This window comes from Bacillus massiliigorillae (assembly GCF_000380245.2).
Taxonomy (GTDB): domain Bacteria; phylum Bacillota; class Bacilli; order Bacillales; family DSM-1321; genus Bacillus_AD; species Bacillus_AD massiliigorillae.
Window position 1 is genome coordinate 710,569 of sequence record NZ_HG428741.1, and the last position, 16,353, is coordinate 726,921.

Consider the following 16,353-nt stretch of genomic DNA (forward strand, 5'->3'; position numbering starts at 1 on the left):
ATGGATGAATTAGATTTAGGAGGATTTAGAATGACGAATGAAAAAGCATTTAAGCGTGTATTTTTAATTGTTATGGATTCAGTAGGTATTGGAGAAGCTCCAGATGCTAAAGATTTTGGCGATGAGGGTGCTCATACTTTTCTACATATAGCTGAGAAAATGAATGGTTTAAACATGCCGAATATCGGTAAGTTAGGACTAAGTAATATTGAAGAGATTCCTGGTATTGAAAAGGCAGAGAAACCATTAGCCTATTACACAAAACTACAAGAGTCTTCAAATGGAAAAGATACAATGACAGGTCATTGGGAAATTATGGGGTTGAATATTGAAACACCGTTTCGTGTGTTCCCAGATGGTTTTCCTGATGCTTTAATTCAAGAATTAGAAGAAAAAACAGGTCGAAAAGTTATTGGTAATAAACCAGCTAGCGGTACAGGAATTCTAGATGAGCTTGGCGAAGAACATATGAAAACAGGAGCATTAATTGTATATACATCTGCGGATTCTGTTATTCAAATTGCAGCTCATGAAGAAGTTGTTCCACTTGAAGAGTTATATAACATTTGTAAAATTGCGCGTGAAATGACATTACGTGAAGAATATATGCTAGGTAGAGTCATTGCTCGTCCATTCTTAGGAGAGCCAGGTAACTTTACAAGAACAGCAAATCGTCATGATTATGCCCTTAAGCCATATGAAAGAACAGTAATGAATGAGTTAAAAGACGGAGGCTACGATGTACTAGCAATCGGTAAAATCTCTGACATTTATGATGGAGAAGGTGTAACGAAATCTCTTCGTACAGTGTCTAATATGGATGGCATGGATAAGCTTATGGAAACAATCCACACAGATTTCACAGGCTTAAGCTTCTTAAACCTTGTCGATTTTGACGCTTTATTTGGGCATAGAAGAGATCCAATTGGTTATGGAAAAGCTTTAGAAGAATTTGATGTAAGACTTACTGAAGTATTGGCTGAATTAAAAGAAGATGATTTATTAATGATTACAGCTGATCACGGAAATGACCCTGTTCACCATGGTACTGACCATACTCGTGAATATGTACCGTTACTTGTATATAGCAAAAAGTTAAAAGAAGCAAAAGAGCTTCCAATTAGTAAAACATTTGCGGATATTGGAGCAACAATTGCTGATAATTTCCAAGTAACAATGCCACAGCATGGGGAAAGCTTCTTAAGTAAGTTGAAATAAGGGAGAGAACTACAGATGTATGAATTAGCAAAAAAATCAGCAGAATATATTAAAGAAAAAGCAAAAGTAACACCAGAAATAGGATTAATACTAGGTTCTGGACTTGGTGTATTAGCAGACGAAATTGAAAATGCGGTTGCTATTCCATATAACGAAATTCCAAACTTCCCTGTTTCAACTGTAGAAGGTCATGCTGGACAGCTTGTTATTGGACAATTAGCTGGAAAAACAGTCGTAGCAATGCAAGGTCGTTTTCATTTCTATGAAGGTTATTCAATGGAAAAAGTAACGTTTCCAGTTCGTGTCATGAAAGTATTAGGCGTGGAGAAAATCATTGTGACAAATGCTGCTGGTGGCGTAAATACAGACTTTACACCAGGTGATTTAATGTTAATTACAGACCATATTAATTTCACAGGAACAAGCCCTCTAATCGGTAAAAATGATGAGCGTTTTGGTCCTCGTTTCCCTGATATGTCTACTGCTTACGATAAAGAGTTCCAAGCTTTAGCGAAAAATGTGGCAAATGAATTGAATATCGGTCTAAAAGAAGGAATTTATTTCGGCTTAACAGGTCCAACTTATGAAACACCTGCTGAGGTGAGAATGGTACGTACATTAGGTGGCGATGCAGTAGGAATGTCTACAGTTCCAGAAGTAATCGTTGCGAACCATAGCGCTATGCGTATATTAGGTATTTCTTGCATCACCAATATGGCTGCTGGAATTCTTGATCAACCTTTAAATCATGAAGAAGTTATTGAAACTACAGAAAAAGTTAAGAATGAGTTCCTTCGTTTGGTAAAAGAAATAGTAAAAAATATGTAAAATAAATCTGGTGGTGTTTAATCAATGCGAATGGTAGATTTAATCGAGAAAAAAAGAGACAACCACGAATTGACAACGGAAGAAATCAAATTTATTATTGATAATTTTACAAATGGAAGCATTCCTGATTATCAAATGAGTGCTTTTCTAATGGCTACTTTTTTCAATGGTATGACAGAAAAGGAACGCGCTGAGTTAACAATGGCGATGGTGAATTCAGGTGAAACCATTGACCTTCACGGAATTGAAGGCATTAAAGTTGATAAGCATAGTACAGGTGGCGTTGGTGATACAACTACACTAGTATTGGGACCGCTTGTAGCAGCGCTTGATGTACCAGTAGCTAAAATGTCAGGTAGAGGATTAGGACATACTGGGGGTACTATTGATAAACTAGAAGCTGTTAAAGGTTTTACTGTTGAAATAACAAAAGAAAAGTTCATGGAATTAGTGAACAAAAATAAAATTGCTGTAATCGGTCAGACAGGTAATTTAACTCCTGCTGATAAGAAGATGTATGCATTACGTGATGTAACCGCAACAGTGAATAGTATTCCATTGATTGCAAGCTCAATCATGAGTAAAAAAATTGCTGCAGGTGCGGATGCAATTGTTCTTGATGTGAAAACAGGAGCAGGCGCATTTATGAAAACAGCAAAAGATGCTGAGGAATTAGCACAAGCGATGGTGAATATCGGGAATAATGTTGGCCGTAATACAATGGCAGTTATTTCAGACATGAGTCAACCACTTGGCTTCGCCATCGGAAATGCTCTTGAAGTGAAAGAAGCTATTGATACATTAAATGGAAATGGACCAGAAGATTTAACAGAGCTTTGTTTAACGCTTGGTAGTTTCATGGTCTATTTAGCGAAGAAAGCATCTTCATTAGAAGAAGCAAGAGAGAAGCTAGAAGAAGTAATTGCTAATGGCAAAGCTTTAGAAGCATTTAAAACATTTTTAGCATCACAAGGTGGAGATGCATCAGTAGTTGATCATCCATCACATCTACCTACTGCAAGTTACATGATTGAGTTACCGGCTAAAGAAGATGGTTATGTACAAGAAATGATTGCTGATGAAATTGGTACGGCAGCAATGATGCTTGGTGCTGGAAGAGCAACGAAAGAATCTGTTATTGATTTAGCGGTTGGGATTGTTCTTCAGAAGAAGATTGGTGATGCAGTGAAAAAAGGTGAGTCACTGTTAACGATTCATAGTAACACTGAAAATGTAGATAATGTTAAAGAGCTTCTATATAACAGTATTATTGTTGGTTCAAATAAAGTAGAAGCACCTCCACTTATTCATACCCACATAACAAAGTAACATAGGAGAAATAACCCGATAGAGAAATCTATTGGGTTATTTTTTTTTATATTGTTGGTATTTTTTGCATAAAACAATAAACTTTGGAAAAAATGTGGAATATAAAGATTGGAGGGTTTGGCTTGAAGATGAAACAACTATTAATCATTTCGATCATCACAATGGTATTAGGTGCTTTTGCTATGCCAACATTTGCAGCGGAGAAAAATGTCGAGTTAGCTAATGAAGCAAAGTCTGCCATATTAATTGAAAGAGATACAGGGGCAATATTATATGCCAAAAATGAAAATAAACGATTATCACCAGCTAGTATGACGAAGGTGATGACGATGTTACTCATCATGGAAGCCATTGATAAAGGTGAGCTTTCCATGAATGAAAAAATTAGAACAAGTGAATATGCAGCATCAATGGGAGGATCGCAAATCTTTTTAGAGCCTGGCGAAGAGATGACGACAAACCAAATGCTCCAAGGAATTGCTATTGGTTCAGGAAATGATGCTTCTGTTGCAATGGCTGAGAGAATTGCTGGATCAGAAGAGGGCTTTGTAAAAATGATGAATGCAAAAGCAAAAGCACTTGGATTAAAGGATACTTTATTCCAAAACGCTACTGGCTTACCTGCAGAAAATCATTATAGTACAGCGCATGATATGGCGATAATGGGAAAAGAACTATTGAAATATAGTGCGATTACGAAATATACAGGCACATATGAAGCATATTTACGAGAAAATACAGATAAGAAATTTTGGTTAGTAAATACAAACCGATTAGTGAAGTTTTATCCGGGTGTAGATGGATTAAAGACAGGCTTTACGAACGAGGCAAAGTATTGCTTAACGGCGACTGCAAAGAAAGGAAATATGAGGGTTATTGCAGTTGTCTTTGGTGCAGAAAATCCGAAAGCGCGTAATGCTCAAGTGACAAAAATGCTAGATTATGCATTTAGTCAATATACAACTCATCCAGTTTACAAGAAGAATGTGGAATTAAAGCAAGTAATGGTTAGTAAGGGAACGAAGAAAACTGTTTCTGCTGTTACTAGTGAACCAATTTCATTGTTAACAAAGAAGGGTGAAAATACAAAAAACTATGATGTAAAAGTGACATCTGAGAAGAAAATTGCTGCTCCAGTGAAAAAGGGTGACAAAATCGGAACGTTAAAAATTACGAAGAATGGTAAAACCATAGTAACTTCTCCTATTGTTGCAAAAGAAACGGTTGAGAAAGCAAATTGGTGGCAATTGTTTAAAAAATCAATGGGCTTATTCACTCATGGTGGAAGCTAATCTCGAAATTTGAGACAAATATACGAATAACCACTAGTTTTGTCACGTTGAAGGATTCCTTCCTGTACTTCTAGAATTGACTTCATACAGAATTTCAGAAGGGAGCTGTACATGTTGAGTCTATCGATAAACATGGAAACAAAGGGAGACGTACTTTGTATAAGACTGAGTGGTGAGTTGGATCATCATACTGCAGAAGAATTAAAAGAAAGAGCAATAATCGCTATTGAGAAGCATCAAATTAAGCATATTCTCTTAAATTTAGAGAAGCTGTCATTTATGGATAGTTCAGGTCTAGGTGTGATACTAGGTCGATATAAGCAAATTAAACAACAAAATGGTGAGATGGTTGTATGTGCAATTTCGCCAGCAGTAAAGCGCTTGTTTGAAATGTCTGGATTGTTTAAAATAATTCAACAAGAAGCATCAGAAAACAATGCTTTACAAAGACTGGGGGTTGCTTGAATGAGAAATTCAATGCTATTACAATTTTCTGCACAAAGTCAAAATGAGTCATTTGCGAGGGTCACTGTTGCTGCGTTCGTAGCGCAACTTGATCCAACGATGGATGAGCTTACAGAGATCAAAACAGTTGTTTCAGAAGCGGTTACTAATGCGATTATTCATGGCTATGAAAATGATGCAAATGGAATTGTAACGATTGAAGCAAGTATTGAAGATTTTGTTGTAGATTTGGTTATTAAAGATGAAGGTGTAGGTATCGAGGATATTGAAGAGGCTAAACAGCCATTGTTTACAACGAAACCTGAGCTAGAACGTTCGGGTATGGGCTTTACAATTATGGAAAACTTTATGGATGAGCTAAGTATAGTATCTCATAAAGGTGAAGGTACGATTATTCGTTTGAAAAAACATGTAGCTAATAGCAAAGCACTGTGCAATTAAGGGAGACATGCGTATGGATGTGGAGGTCAAGAATAACAAGAATAGTGTGCATTTAAAAGATGCTGAAGTGAAAGCTTTGATACGACGCAGCCAAGATGGAGATCAAGATGCAAGAGAAACAATTGTAAAAGGCAATTTGCGCCTAGTATGGTCGGTAGTACAACGGTTTTTAAATCGAGGATATGAACCAGATGATTTGTTTCAAATTGGATGTATAGGATTGCTGAAGTCAGTGGATAAATTCGATTTATCTTTTGATGTGAGATTTTCCACGTATGCAGTACCGATGATTATTGGTGAGATACAACGTTTCTTGCGAGACGATGGTACGGTGAAGGTGAGCCGTTCCATTAAAGAACAAGGCAATAAAATTCGTCGTGCAAAAGAAGAGTTATCAAAAGTATATGGACGAGTTCCAACGGTAAATGAAATTGCTGAGTATCTTGAAATTACACCAGAAGAAGTAGTATTTGCACAAGAGGCTAGTAAGCAGCCAGCTTCTATTCATGAAACAGTTTATGAAAATGATGGTGATCCTATTACGCTTTTAGACCAAATTTCTGATAATAGCGAGTCGAAGTGGTTTGATAAAATCGCTTTAAAAGATGCGATTGATGAACTAGAAGATCGTGAAAGACTCATTGTGTATTTGCGATATTTTAAGGATCAAACACAATCAGAAGTTGCGGAACGACTTGGCATCTCTCAAGTGCAAGTCTCTCGATTAGAAAAGAAAATACTGCAACAAATCAAAATCCGTATGAATGATTAATTCATACGGGTGTTTTTTTGTAATTAGAATGTATTGGTAATAAAAACTTTAGATTTCCTCTTGAAATTTGGTTGTAAAACGAATAATATATTAAAGGTTCGTGTTAAATGTTCGTATTTTTTAGACGTTGCACGTATGCATTATTACATCGGAGGTTTTATACATTGTTAAACAACTATTTTGGAATTAAACAGCATGGATCAACGGTAAAAACAGAGGTACTTGCTGGTGTTACGACTTTCTTAACGATGGTCTATATAGTATTTGTTAACCCAGCTATCCTTTCAGGTGCTGGTGTTCCGTTTGATCAAGTATTTATGGCAACAATCATTGCCGCTGTGACAGGTACATTGATTATGGGCTTGTTTGCTAAATATCCAATCGCAGTAGCACCAGGGATGGGATTAAATGCTTATTTTGCAGGTATCGTAGCAACTCAAGGATTGACATATCAAACAGTATTAGGCGCAGTTTTCTGTGCAGGTGTGTTATTTATTCTTCTAAGTGTTAGTAACTTACGTCAAATGATTATCGAAGCAATTCCACCAACTATTAAATACGGAATCACTTCTGGTATTGGATTATTTATTGCTTTTCTTGGCTTTAAACAATCTGGCATTATCGTGGCAAATGAATCAACATATGTTGCACTAGGTGACTTAACAGCGCCTGTTACAGTATTATCAATTGTTGGATTAGCAATCACCTTAGTATTAATGGTAAGACGAGTACAAGGTGCATTATTCTTTGGAATGTTAATTACAGCTATCATCGGTTATTTCTGCGGCATGCTGAAGTTCGATGGATTTACTTCTTTACCACCGGCACCCGTATTTTTTGATTTAGATTTAGCTGGTGTATTTTCAAATGGTCTATATGCAGTAATCTTTTCTTTCTTATTAGTAACAATCTTTGATACAACTGGAACGATGTTAGCTGTTTCTGAGCAAGCTGGATTATTAAAGGATGGGAAATTCCCAAGAGCGAAGAAAGCTTTCTTAGGAGATTCAATTGCAACGACAGTTGGTGCTGCATTTGGTACAAGCCCATCAACAGCTTATGTTGAATCAAGTACAGGGGTTGCAGCGGGAGGTCGTACAGGTTTAACGGCAGTAATTGTAGCAGGTCTCTTCTTGATTACAATGTTCTTCTCGCCTGTTGTTTCGGCAATCTCATCATTACCTGCCATCACAGCACCGATTTTAATTATCGTTGGTTGTTTCATGATGGAAGGTTTATCAAAGATTAATTGGCCTTCATTTGATGATGCGTTCCCAGCATTTGTGATTATTTTATCAATGCCTTTAACATCAAGTATTTCTACAGGGATTGCGTTTGGTTTTATTACGTACCCATTATTAAAGCTTGTAAGCGGTAATGGCAAGAAAGTACATCCAATTATTTACATTTTTGGTGTGATTTTCTTAGTTCAAATGATTTTCTTCCCTTCGCATTAATTATGATTTGCTAAATTGAAGCTGTTCCGAACTAAAGTGTCGGAATAGCTTTTTTGATTGGGAGTAAAACAAGAACTAAATTCTAAATCCAAAAGGACCTGTGATAGTTTTCTGTTTATAATTATTTTTCTTCTTAATAAATTATATTTACTATAGCTTTTTTGGGGGAGTATGTTAGCCTAATGATGAAGAGTCTATTTATTCTATTTTAAATTAATATTTTTTGAATGGAAATAAAATACATTCTTATTACATTTATGACTAGAATGTTTCTCAATTGAAAGCAAAATGAAACGAAATGTAATAGAAAGTTTGTTAGAATACTTAGATAGGGTATAGAAGCTATAAAGTGAATTACATAAAATCCTTTGATATGAACAGAATTTTCATCGAAGTATGCATACAGGGAGATTTGTATAAGTGAAAAACCTTACAAAAGTATATTGAGGTGATTAACATGACAATAGAAAAACGCTTAAGTGAAAAGTCATATAATGAACAATTGCTAGCTGAATATAAGCAATCTAATCCAGTCGAAGCACTTGGAGAAATGTTTGTTGCAGAAAATAAAAAGGAGTTAGCTGATTTATCTCATATCCGTTTCGCACAAGGTGAAGTATATTTCGGATTTCAAGATTATGAAGCTGCGATTTTTAAATGGGAGAATATATCAAATGAATTGGAACCGTGGGCAAAGAAAAATGTTGGTGATGCCTATTTCGAATTAGGATTGTTACCGACGTCAATCGATTTTTACAAATCCATTCAAACAGATAGTTTAGTGTTGCAAACAGAAATAGCGCTTAAACTATTTGAAGTATATATTGCTCAAGGTAAGCAAGATTTAGCGGTAGCATCCATTAAACAAGCTGTTGAAATCAATCCTGATTATCAAACAATTACTGAAATTGCTCGTGTTTTCTTTGAACAGAGTAATGATTGGGCCAATGCTGTTGAGTTGGCTGTTAATGAATCAATCCGAACTGAATTAGAGTATTGGTTTGATATTTTGAAAGAATATATTGATAATGGTCATACACAAGTAATTGAACCGAATTATTTCACAAATGTACTTGAAGTTATTTACAAAAATGATGGTATCCGTTTTGAAAAAATCGTAGCTTCTTTATGGAAGAACTATGAACAGGATCAGGACTTCTTGTCTTGGATGAATATGGTTAATGGTTTATTAAAGAAAATAGATGTGCAGGAATCTAGCTCTTGGCATATTATTTCAAGATTATTTCAAGAAGCATTTGTACGTATGGTAGATGGACACTACAAATTGCCAACTATTACAAGTCTGATGCCTAGCTTGCTAGTTAACTGGACGAATATTGTTCAGCCAGCACAAGCTCTAGCTGCTTATTCTGCATTAATTGCATGGAATGATTTTTATCCAGGTGTTATTAAAGAAGAGACAGTTCGTTCGGTGGAAAATAAAATCTGGCGTTGTACAGATCAGAAGAACTTGTTGGCAGACTCCTTGCAATTGTTTGATTCAATTAAGCAATGGACAAGTGAGCACAAAATGGATATCGGCACAAAAATGCGATGGTTTGTCCAAGAAATTTTAGATTTGCAGAAACAAAATGTAGTCGTAGTTGGGGTTAATGGTACAGGTAAAACAGCTTTTATTAACGCTATTTTAGGACATTCTTTATCTGATAAGCCAACTAAGAATGCTATGAGAATAAAGAATGCGAATGAGTCACATGTAACGATGGTTTCTAGTATAGATATTCATTCTGAACTAGAAGTTAGTGAAGTAATTAACAGTGATAATGATGTAAATTCAGATATTATTTTTGATTACGCTCTTCCGTCAGCGATATTAGAGGACTATCAAATTACTTTAATAGATACGCCAGGATTTAGAGGTAGAAGAGATGATGGACAGGTAATGGAAATGTTGCCACTTGCTGATCAGTTACTCTTTGTTTTAGATGCGGACGATCCTTTCACTGAGCAAGAACGTGATTTATTGTTACGTATGAAGGAACAAGCACCTCATTTACCAGTAACTTTCGTGGTAACGAAATTAGATACTATTTACAATAAGCAGGAAGCGAAGAAAACAGTTGAGGATGCTTATGATCGAATTGTTAAGTATGAACCGACTGCAAATGTAATTGCATTTTCTTCTAAATATGAAATTCCTGGACAGGAAGAAGCGATTCTAGAATTATTCTTAAGCTTTAAAAATGAATCTAATCAAGAGAAAAAGCGTACAAATCAATTATTGCAAGTGATTCGTCGCACAATCTCTCTGTTGTATAATAAGCGAATTGAAAAAGAAAAATCATATACGGATGCAATTCAATGGAATGAAGAAATGGTAACGAGATTGAATGATTCCATTAATGAATTGGAAGAGTATAAAAAAGATAAGACTGCCAATATTCGTCGCGCGTATAGTAATATTAAAGACGATGTAAAAGAAAATATGGAGAAACGCATTCCTGAAATTCTCCAAGAATGTGCAGAGCTATTGAGTGAGGAAAGTGATTTCCGTAAAATTCATTTAGAGTTAAATGAAGAAATGAATAATCGTATTCAAGACTATGTAGAGAATTTGTTAATGCCTGAAATGGTAGATTCTTTACATGAATGGATTCATTTATCAACGGAAGAATTACTAGAAAGTAAGAACTATTTAGATGAAATGTCACAGTCTTATAATGATATATATGGTGATGTAAGAATTGTCCTTCTAGGAGATTCTAAGATTTTAGATGACTGGCAACGTGATATTCGTCGTATGACAAGTAACGTAGTAATTGAACAAGAGAATATTTTACTTCGACATACACCATCTCAATTTCTATTGAAAAGTGCTGGTAAATTATTTGGAGCTCTTACTCAAAATAAATCGATGCTTTATAATCAATATAAGAAATTTGTCGAAAATGAAGATTATGCTGAAACAACAACAGCTGTAGTTTCGAAGTTTATTCTTCAGTTCGATATTTTTGAAAAAGCAATTGAACGTGATTTAGAATTATTCTTTAATCAGCCATTCGATGAATTAGAACAAGCAGTTAAAGAATCACATGCAGATATAGAACTAAAAGAAGAGGCATTACGCGTTATGAAAGAAAATCCTGAGATTTTCGATGATGCCATGACTTTATTTAAAATTAGACTTTGTCAATATGAGTGGATGACGAATGTGGGAATAGATCGTCCAGTAGTTAATTTATAAGAATGATCTAAAAACGTATCTTGAGGCTATTAATGTAGTCTTGAGATACGTTTTTTTGTTTTTTTAGAAATGCTAACGGAATACTAGAATAGTTTTTTATGTTAAATTTTAAAAATATTGAAACGTTTTATAGGAGTTCATTCTCTAATAGATAGAGAGGGGGAGGACATACTGAATAAACTCAAACTAGTTCATCGAGCGAAAAAAGGACACAATCAAGCTTTTCAACAATTGATAGATGAAGAAAAGGTACGCTTGTATAAAATAGCTCGTCTGTATGTAAAAAATGAAGAAGATGCTCTAGAGATTTTTCAAGAAACATTATATAAAGCTTATATTTCTCTAAAGAATTTGAAAGAAGACCGGTACTTTTCGACATGGATTACGAGAATTCTCATAAATACAGCTTATGATTTTTTGAAAAAGCAAAAGCGAGTAATTCCATTAGACAGTGTGATTATAGAAGATCAAAATCTACAATACAATATGCCCGAAGAGAATAGTGACTTGATTAAAGCAATAGAAGAGTTGGATGTTAAATATAAGACGGTTCTAATACTCCGTTATTATAAAGATTATTCAATTAAACAAATTGCTGAAATCGTTGAATGCCCTGAAGGAACAGTAAAGACAAATATCCATCGAGGACTTCAGTTATTGCGAATGAAAATCGAGGAGGGCTGTATCAATGAATAAAGAGTTCACGCAATTTAAAAAAGAAATTGATCAAATGTATGTACCCATTGAAAAGCTCGATCAAATTATTGCTGATACGATTATGAAAAATGATAGCAAGCAAATAAAACAGAAAAAAAATTATTTGAAAAGAGGTTTAGGTGCTGCTTTGGTAGCTTGTAGTTTAGCTATTGGCTCCGCTTATGTATCGCCAACGATGGCAAAGGTAGTATCACATATTCCATTAATTGGACATTATTTTAATGCTGATGATAAAGGGCTAAAAATGATAGCAGAACATGATATGGCTATGAAGATAGACAAAACGGTTAAAAAACATGGCACAACTTTTACAGTGCATGATGCGTATTATGATGGAACTCGTTTAGTAATTGGCTATACAAGGAAATCTATCCTGCCATCTGAAAATTTTAAATTTGACTTAATGATTAATGGAAAGGAAATGGGAGATTTAAGATTTAGTCAATCTGAACGAGGCTACTACGTTAATCCAAATCAATATATCGGATTAATTGAGGTTAAACCGGTTATGGAGAAATTCCCTGAAGCATTAAATTTGAAACTAATTTTTAGTAAGTATACAGAGCAAACGGATGGATGGGATTTTTCTTTTTCAATAAAGCAGTCTGATGACTTAGCGCTTGTGAAGCCAAAGGATAGGAAAGCGCATCAAATTGCAGGTGCGGAGGTGACGTTACAGTCGCTTTCGTATGGGCTAGGAGGTACGGAGTTAACATTTGAAAGGCTACAGGATTCAGCGTTTTTAAATAAGCATATGGATTTTTATATTTATTATCAACTTCTAAATGATAGAGGAGAGCTGATTAAGAGTTTAGGTGGTGTAGGGATGGGTGACGAGCCTATAGATGGTAAAGAACGTATTATAGATAAACATTCATTTGAACCTTTACCGAAATATACAAAAAAGGTAACGATTATTCCTTACACTATTCCTTCGAATAATGGAGTGGAACTTCCAAAGATTGTAATGCCGATTGTAAATCAAACAATTCCATTTACTATAGAACAGGGAGAAATAGGCGCAATAAGCGTGACGAAGCTTGAGAAGAATAAAGAAAATCTAAGTGTATATTTTTCAGTGAATAGTGATTTTCAATTTGATGATACATTAACTCATAACGGTATTTGGATTGAGAATAAAGATGGAAAACAATTAGAAAGCTCAAAAGGTGTCCAGAGAGTCAAGGGTAATCAATATAAAGAAGTATTTCAAATTAAAGGTAATGAAGAGTTATTTATTGCAACATATAAATATTCTAAACCGATTATGTATGATCCATTTACTGTAACACTTCCATAAGAGAAATAGAAAAAACGATGTTTGATGAGTAAATCAGCATCGTTTTTTTATTTAGTAATTTTTGGAGTTGAAGGTTTTTTTGTATTGTTTTTCCTCTTCAATCCATACTAGCACTATAAGCATGATGAAGTCAGGTGAGTATATGGATGAGTTAGTGTATGTAAGAATGCGAAACCGTGTATTAGTAGCAGGGAGAAGTCACATATATGTGAGAGATATTGCGAAACTGATTGGTCCACAAGAGATTACAGAGCATATCCGTAATCTTCAAATTTATGAAATAAAGAAGTCAGATCGCAATATCATTATTATTGATTTTATACAAGTGTTAGAGAAAGTTCTTGAAGTGTATGGCCAGGTGGAAATACAAGCTGTAGGACCGAATCAAACCATTATTGAAGTTAAACAGAAGACGAGAAAATTGGATTCAGGCCTGTTTGTTTTTGTTTGGCTCTTACTGTTTGTAGGTGCAGCGCTCACGATTATGAATTTTCATGAAGATGTGAGCATGCCGATTGTTCATCAGAAGCTTTATGCATTAATGACTGGAAAGCATGAAGCGAAGCCGCTCATATTGCAAATTCCTTATAGTATTGGTTTAGGGGTTGGGATGGTGTTGTTCTTTAATCATTTCTTTAAGAAAAGATTTAATGAAGAGCCAAGTCCGCTAGAAGTTGAAATGTTTAACTATCAACAAGATTTAGATCGCTACGTCATGATAAAGGAAAACAAGGAAAGTACGACACATCTTAATGATCATTCTAATCATTAGTGTTATTTTTGTTGGTCTTGCTAGTGGATTTGCAGTAGGAGCTGGTTTTGTAGCTTTTTTGACGGTTTTAGGTGTTATTCCGAGAATTACTCAATTAACGAAAACACAATCAAAAATTCATTACTATGAAGTGAGTGTTATTGCAGGAGTGGTTGTGGGAGGCTGGATAAGTCTAAATCCTGTTACGCTTCATATACCTGTATTTTTTATGAGTATAGTGGGGGCGTTAAGTGGAATATTTAATGGTATGCTTGCTGCTGCATTAACGGAAGTGATAAATGTTTTACCTATTTTAGCCAAGCGCATTGGTTTTCATGAGAAAATTGTTTATTTATTAATGGCGATGGTATTTGGAAAAATATGTGGTTCGTTATTCCAATGGATATATTTCATTGATCTATAGTAAAGAAAGGATAACCATTCATGAGCGAAAAGCGTAAAGTCATATTAATAACGGATGGCGATGAATATGCAAAGCGAACTGTTGAATTGGTTGCGAAGGAAATTGGAGGAAGATGTATTTCTTTGTCACATGGAAATCCAACGGTGCTGAGTGGTTCGAAAATAGTTCAGTTAATTAAAAAAGCTCCACATGACCCTGTCTTAGTGATGGTTGATGATAGTGGTTATGTTGGTGAAGGTATAGGCGAAAAAGCGATGAGATACATATGTAAGCATCGTGATATAGAAGTATTAGGTATTATTGCAGTGGCATCAAAGACGAGGCAAAGAGAATGGACAAAAGTCGATGTTTGTATTGATCGATTTGGTGAATTAACGGAGTTTGGTGTAGATAAATTTGGGCTTCGTGAAATGGATGTGGGACGAATTACAGGAGATACAGTGTACAGTATTGATTCGCTTGATGTACCCCTGGTTGTAGGTATTGGAGATGTTGGGAAAATGGCAATGAAGGATCATTACAGTAAAGGTGCACCAATTACTAAGCTTGCGGTGCAATTAATATTAGAAAGGAGTGGATATTATGACAACTAAAAGCGAAGAGAAAAAGCCAATTTCTAAAAGATTAACCGATACTGAAAAATTTATGGAAGATAAAGTGGGTCTTGGCCAAAGTTTTGATTTAGGAATTCGGAAGTTTACAATCTTAAAGAAAGAAGTAAATCTGTATTATGTAAATGGTTTGTGTGATACTGCATTTATTATTCAATTATTAGAGGAATTAGTAGAATTAAATGATAATGAACGATTGAATAGACATATCTTTGATATAATAAAAAATCGTTTAGTTCATCAATCTGTGGCAAATATCCATACATTAGATGAGTTAGTTGATCAAGTCTTAACAGGGTTAATTGTATTTCTTATTGAAGGTGAGGAGTATGGTCTCGTTGTTGACGTTCGAAGTTATCCAGGCCGTCAACCTTCAGAACCTGATACAGAAAAGGTTGTCAGAGGTTCGCGTGACGGATTCGTAGAGAATATTATCATTAATACAGCGCTAACACGTAGACGTATTCATGATGAGCGATTACGCTTTGAAATTATGAAGGTAGGGGAGCGTTCAAAGACGGATGTAGTAATTGGTTACATAAAAGATGTTGCAAATCCTGATTTAGTAGAAACAGTGCGAAAAAAAATCCAAGATATAAAAATCGATGGATTAACGATGGCAGATAAAACAGTGGAAGAATTTATGGTAAGGCAAGGCTATAATCCATATCCATTAGTAAGATATACAGAAAGAGCGGATGTTGGTGCTACTCATTTATTAGAAGGTCATGTATTAATTTATGTTGATACATCACCGAGCGTCATAATTACACCGACTACATACTTTCTTCATGTACAGCATGCCGAGGAATATAGGCAATCACCAACGGTAGGTACTTTTGTCCGATGGATTCGATTCATAGGAATTTTTGCTTCATTATTTTTATTACCGTTATGGTATCTGTTTGTGCAAGAGCCTTCCTTGCTTCCGGAAAGACTAGCGTTTGTTGGGCCCAATGAAGATACGAATATACCTGTGTTGATTCAAATATTTATAGCGGATATAGGAGTAGAGCTATTAAGGTTAGCGGCGATTCATACACCAACACCATTAGCAACCGCAATGAGCTTGGTGGCAGCTATTCTTATGGGACAAATAGCCGTAGATGTAGGTATGTTTGTCGCTGAAGTTATTTTGTATGTAGCAGTAGCTACGTTAGGTACTTTTGCTACACCAAGCTTAGAGTTAAGTGTTGCAAATAAATTGGCACGCATATTTTTGATTCTATGTGTCGCTATATTTAAAGTTCCTGGATTTGTCATCGGAGTCACAATTTATATATTATATTTAGCACATATTAAGTCAATTAGAACGCCTTATTTATGGCCGTTTATTCCTTTTAACCCGATGGCATTTAGTCAAATTCTAATTCGTAGATCAGTGCCAGGTTCAAAAGTCCGACCAAGTATAGTACATCCTCGAAATCGTTTCAAACAGCCAGAAAATTAATTACTAAGCCCTTGAAGTTGCAAGATTATTATGTTAATTTAATTTTATTCTATATTATGTACGTAAGTAGACAGTAATTAAATAGTTGCTGTC

Annotated in this window: 15 protein-coding genes; all 15 read left to right on the top strand. The window is 35.0% G+C overall.

The genetic code is table 11. The features are described from left to right. The first annotated feature begins 30 nt into the window (after window positions 1-30). The 15 genes from deoB (at window position 31) to TX86_RS03365 (ending at window position 16,260) form a co-directional block, all read left to right on the top strand. Window positions 31-1,218 (top strand): phosphopentomutase, encoded by a 1,188-nt coding sequence (deoB, locus tag TX86_RS03295; RefSeq protein ID WP_042346221.1) that lies wholly within the window; start codon window positions 31-33, stop codon window positions 1,216-1,218. Window positions 1,219-1,233: 15 nt separating this feature from the next. Further along, window positions 1,234-2,046 (top strand): purine-nucleoside phosphorylase, encoded by an 813-nt coding sequence (locus TX86_RS03300; protein ID WP_042346222.1) that lies wholly within the window; start codon window positions 1,234-1,236, stop codon window positions 2,044-2,046. Window positions 2,047-2,070: 24 nt separating this feature from the next. Further along, entirely contained in the window at window positions 2,071-3,375 is a 1,305-nt protein-coding gene (locus tag TX86_RS03305; RefSeq protein WP_042346225.1) for a pyrimidine-nucleoside phosphorylase, read from the top strand. 128 nt (window positions 3,376-3,503) lie between these two features. Next, complete coding sequence (locus tag TX86_RS03310; RefSeq protein WP_042350124.1) at window positions 3,504-4,667, top strand: D-alanyl-D-alanine carboxypeptidase family protein; 1,164 nt, start codon at window positions 3,504-3,506, stop codon at window positions 4,665-4,667. 114 nt (window positions 4,668-4,781) lie between these two features. Continuing rightward, on the top strand, window positions 4,782-5,132 hold the full coding sequence (spoIIAA, locus tag TX86_RS03315) for an anti-sigma F factor antagonist (RefSeq protein WP_042350125.1): 351 nt from the start codon (window positions 4,782-4,784) through the stop codon (window positions 5,130-5,132). Next, window positions 5,133-5,573, top strand: coding sequence for an anti-sigma F factor (spoIIAB, locus tag TX86_RS03320; protein WP_042346227.1), 441 nt, complete (start codon window positions 5,133-5,135; stop codon window positions 5,571-5,573). A 13-nt stretch (window positions 5,574-5,586) separates the two neighbouring features. Continuing rightward, window positions 5,587-6,345, top strand: coding sequence for an RNA polymerase sporulation sigma factor SigF (gene sigF, locus TX86_RS03325; protein WP_042346229.1), 759 nt, complete (start codon window positions 5,587-5,589; stop codon window positions 6,343-6,345). Between the two features lie 164 nt (window positions 6,346-6,509). After that, the gene (locus TX86_RS03330) at window positions 6,510-7,802 is read left to right on the top strand and encodes an NCS2 family permease (protein ID WP_042346231.1); all 1,293 of its coding nucleotides are present in this window, start codon (window positions 6,510-6,512) and stop codon (window positions 7,800-7,802) included. Between the two features lie 457 nt (window positions 7,803-8,259). Beyond that, a complete protein-coding gene (locus TX86_RS03335) occupies window positions 8,260-11,007 on the top strand; it encodes a GTP-binding protein (RefSeq protein WP_042346233.1) in 2,748 nt (915 codons plus the stop codon). A gap of 117 nt (window positions 11,008-11,124) precedes the next feature. Continuing rightward, window positions 11,125-11,703: a sigma-70 family RNA polymerase sigma factor gene (locus tag TX86_RS03340; RefSeq protein ID WP_336469844.1), complete on the top strand. Its 579-nt coding sequence runs from the start codon at window positions 11,125-11,127 to the stop codon at window positions 11,701-11,703. Further along, window positions 11,696-13,024 carry a DUF4179 domain-containing protein gene (locus TX86_RS03345; protein WP_042346235.1) on the top strand — a complete coding sequence of 443 codons (1,329 nt, stop codon included), beginning with the start codon at window positions 11,696-11,698 and terminating at the stop codon, window positions 13,022-13,024. The genes TX86_RS03340 and TX86_RS03345 overlap by 8 nt, the downstream gene beginning before the upstream one ends. A gap of 142 nt (window positions 13,025-13,166) precedes the next feature. Continuing rightward, on the top strand, window positions 13,167-13,796 hold the full coding sequence (locus tag TX86_RS03350; RefSeq protein ID WP_042346238.1) for a stage V sporulation protein AA: 630 nt from the start codon (window positions 13,167-13,169) through the stop codon (window positions 13,794-13,796). Further along, window positions 13,777-14,199, top strand: coding sequence for a stage V sporulation protein AB (locus TX86_RS03355; protein ID WP_042346241.1), 423 nt, complete (start codon window positions 13,777-13,779; stop codon window positions 14,197-14,199). Before TX86_RS03350 ends, TX86_RS03355 begins: the two co-directional genes overlap by 20 nt. Before the next feature lie 20 nt (window positions 14,200-14,219). After that, entirely contained in the window at window positions 14,220-14,792 is a 573-nt protein-coding gene (gene spoVAEA, locus TX86_RS03360) for a stage V sporulation protein SpoVABEA (RefSeq protein ID WP_042346243.1), read from the top strand. After that, window positions 14,782-16,260: a spore germination protein gene (locus TX86_RS03365; RefSeq protein WP_042346246.1), complete on the top strand. Its 1,479-nt coding sequence runs from the start codon at window positions 14,782-14,784 to the stop codon at window positions 16,258-16,260. Before spoVAEA ends, TX86_RS03365 begins: the two co-directional genes overlap by 11 nt. Window positions 16,261-16,353 lie beyond the last annotated feature (93 nt).

Coding starts and splice junctions, on each gene's coding strand:
- TX86_RS03355 (WP_042346241.1), top strand. CDS start 13,777: ATGATCATTCTAATCATTAGTGTTATTTTTGTTGGTCTTGCTAGTGGA.
- spoVAEA (WP_042346243.1), top strand. CDS start 14,220: ATGAGCGAAAAGCGTAAAGTCATATTAATAACGGATGGCGATGAATAT.
- TX86_RS03345 (WP_042346235.1), top strand. CDS start 11,696: ATGAATAAAGAGTTCACGCAATTTAAAAAAGAAATTGATCAAATGTAT.
- sigF (WP_042346229.1), top strand. CDS start 5,587: ATGGATGTGGAGGTCAAGAATAACAAGAATAGTGTGCATTTAAAAGAT.
- TX86_RS03310 (WP_042350124.1), top strand. CDS start 3,504: ATGAAACAACTATTAATCATTTCGATCATCACAATGGTATTAGGTGCT.
- TX86_RS03305 (WP_042346225.1), top strand. CDS start 2,071: ATGCGAATGGTAGATTTAATCGAGAAAAAAAGAGACAACCACGAATTG.
- deoB (WP_042346221.1), top strand. CDS start 31: ATGACGAATGAAAAAGCATTTAAGCGTGTATTTTTAATTGTTATGGAT.
- TX86_RS03365 (WP_042346246.1), top strand. CDS start 14,782: ATGACAACTAAAAGCGAAGAGAAAAAGCCAATTTCTAAAAGATTAACC.
- TX86_RS03300 (WP_042346222.1), top strand. CDS start 1,234: ATGTATGAATTAGCAAAAAAATCAGCAGAATATATTAAAGAAAAAGCA.
- spoIIAB (WP_042346227.1), top strand. CDS start 5,133: ATGAGAAATTCAATGCTATTACAATTTTCTGCACAAAGTCAAAATGAG.
- TX86_RS03350 (WP_042346238.1), top strand. CDS start 13,167: ATGGATGAGTTAGTGTATGTAAGAATGCGAAACCGTGTATTAGTAGCA.
- TX86_RS03335 (WP_042346233.1), top strand. CDS start 8,260: ATGACAATAGAAAAACGCTTAAGTGAAAAGTCATATAATGAACAATTG.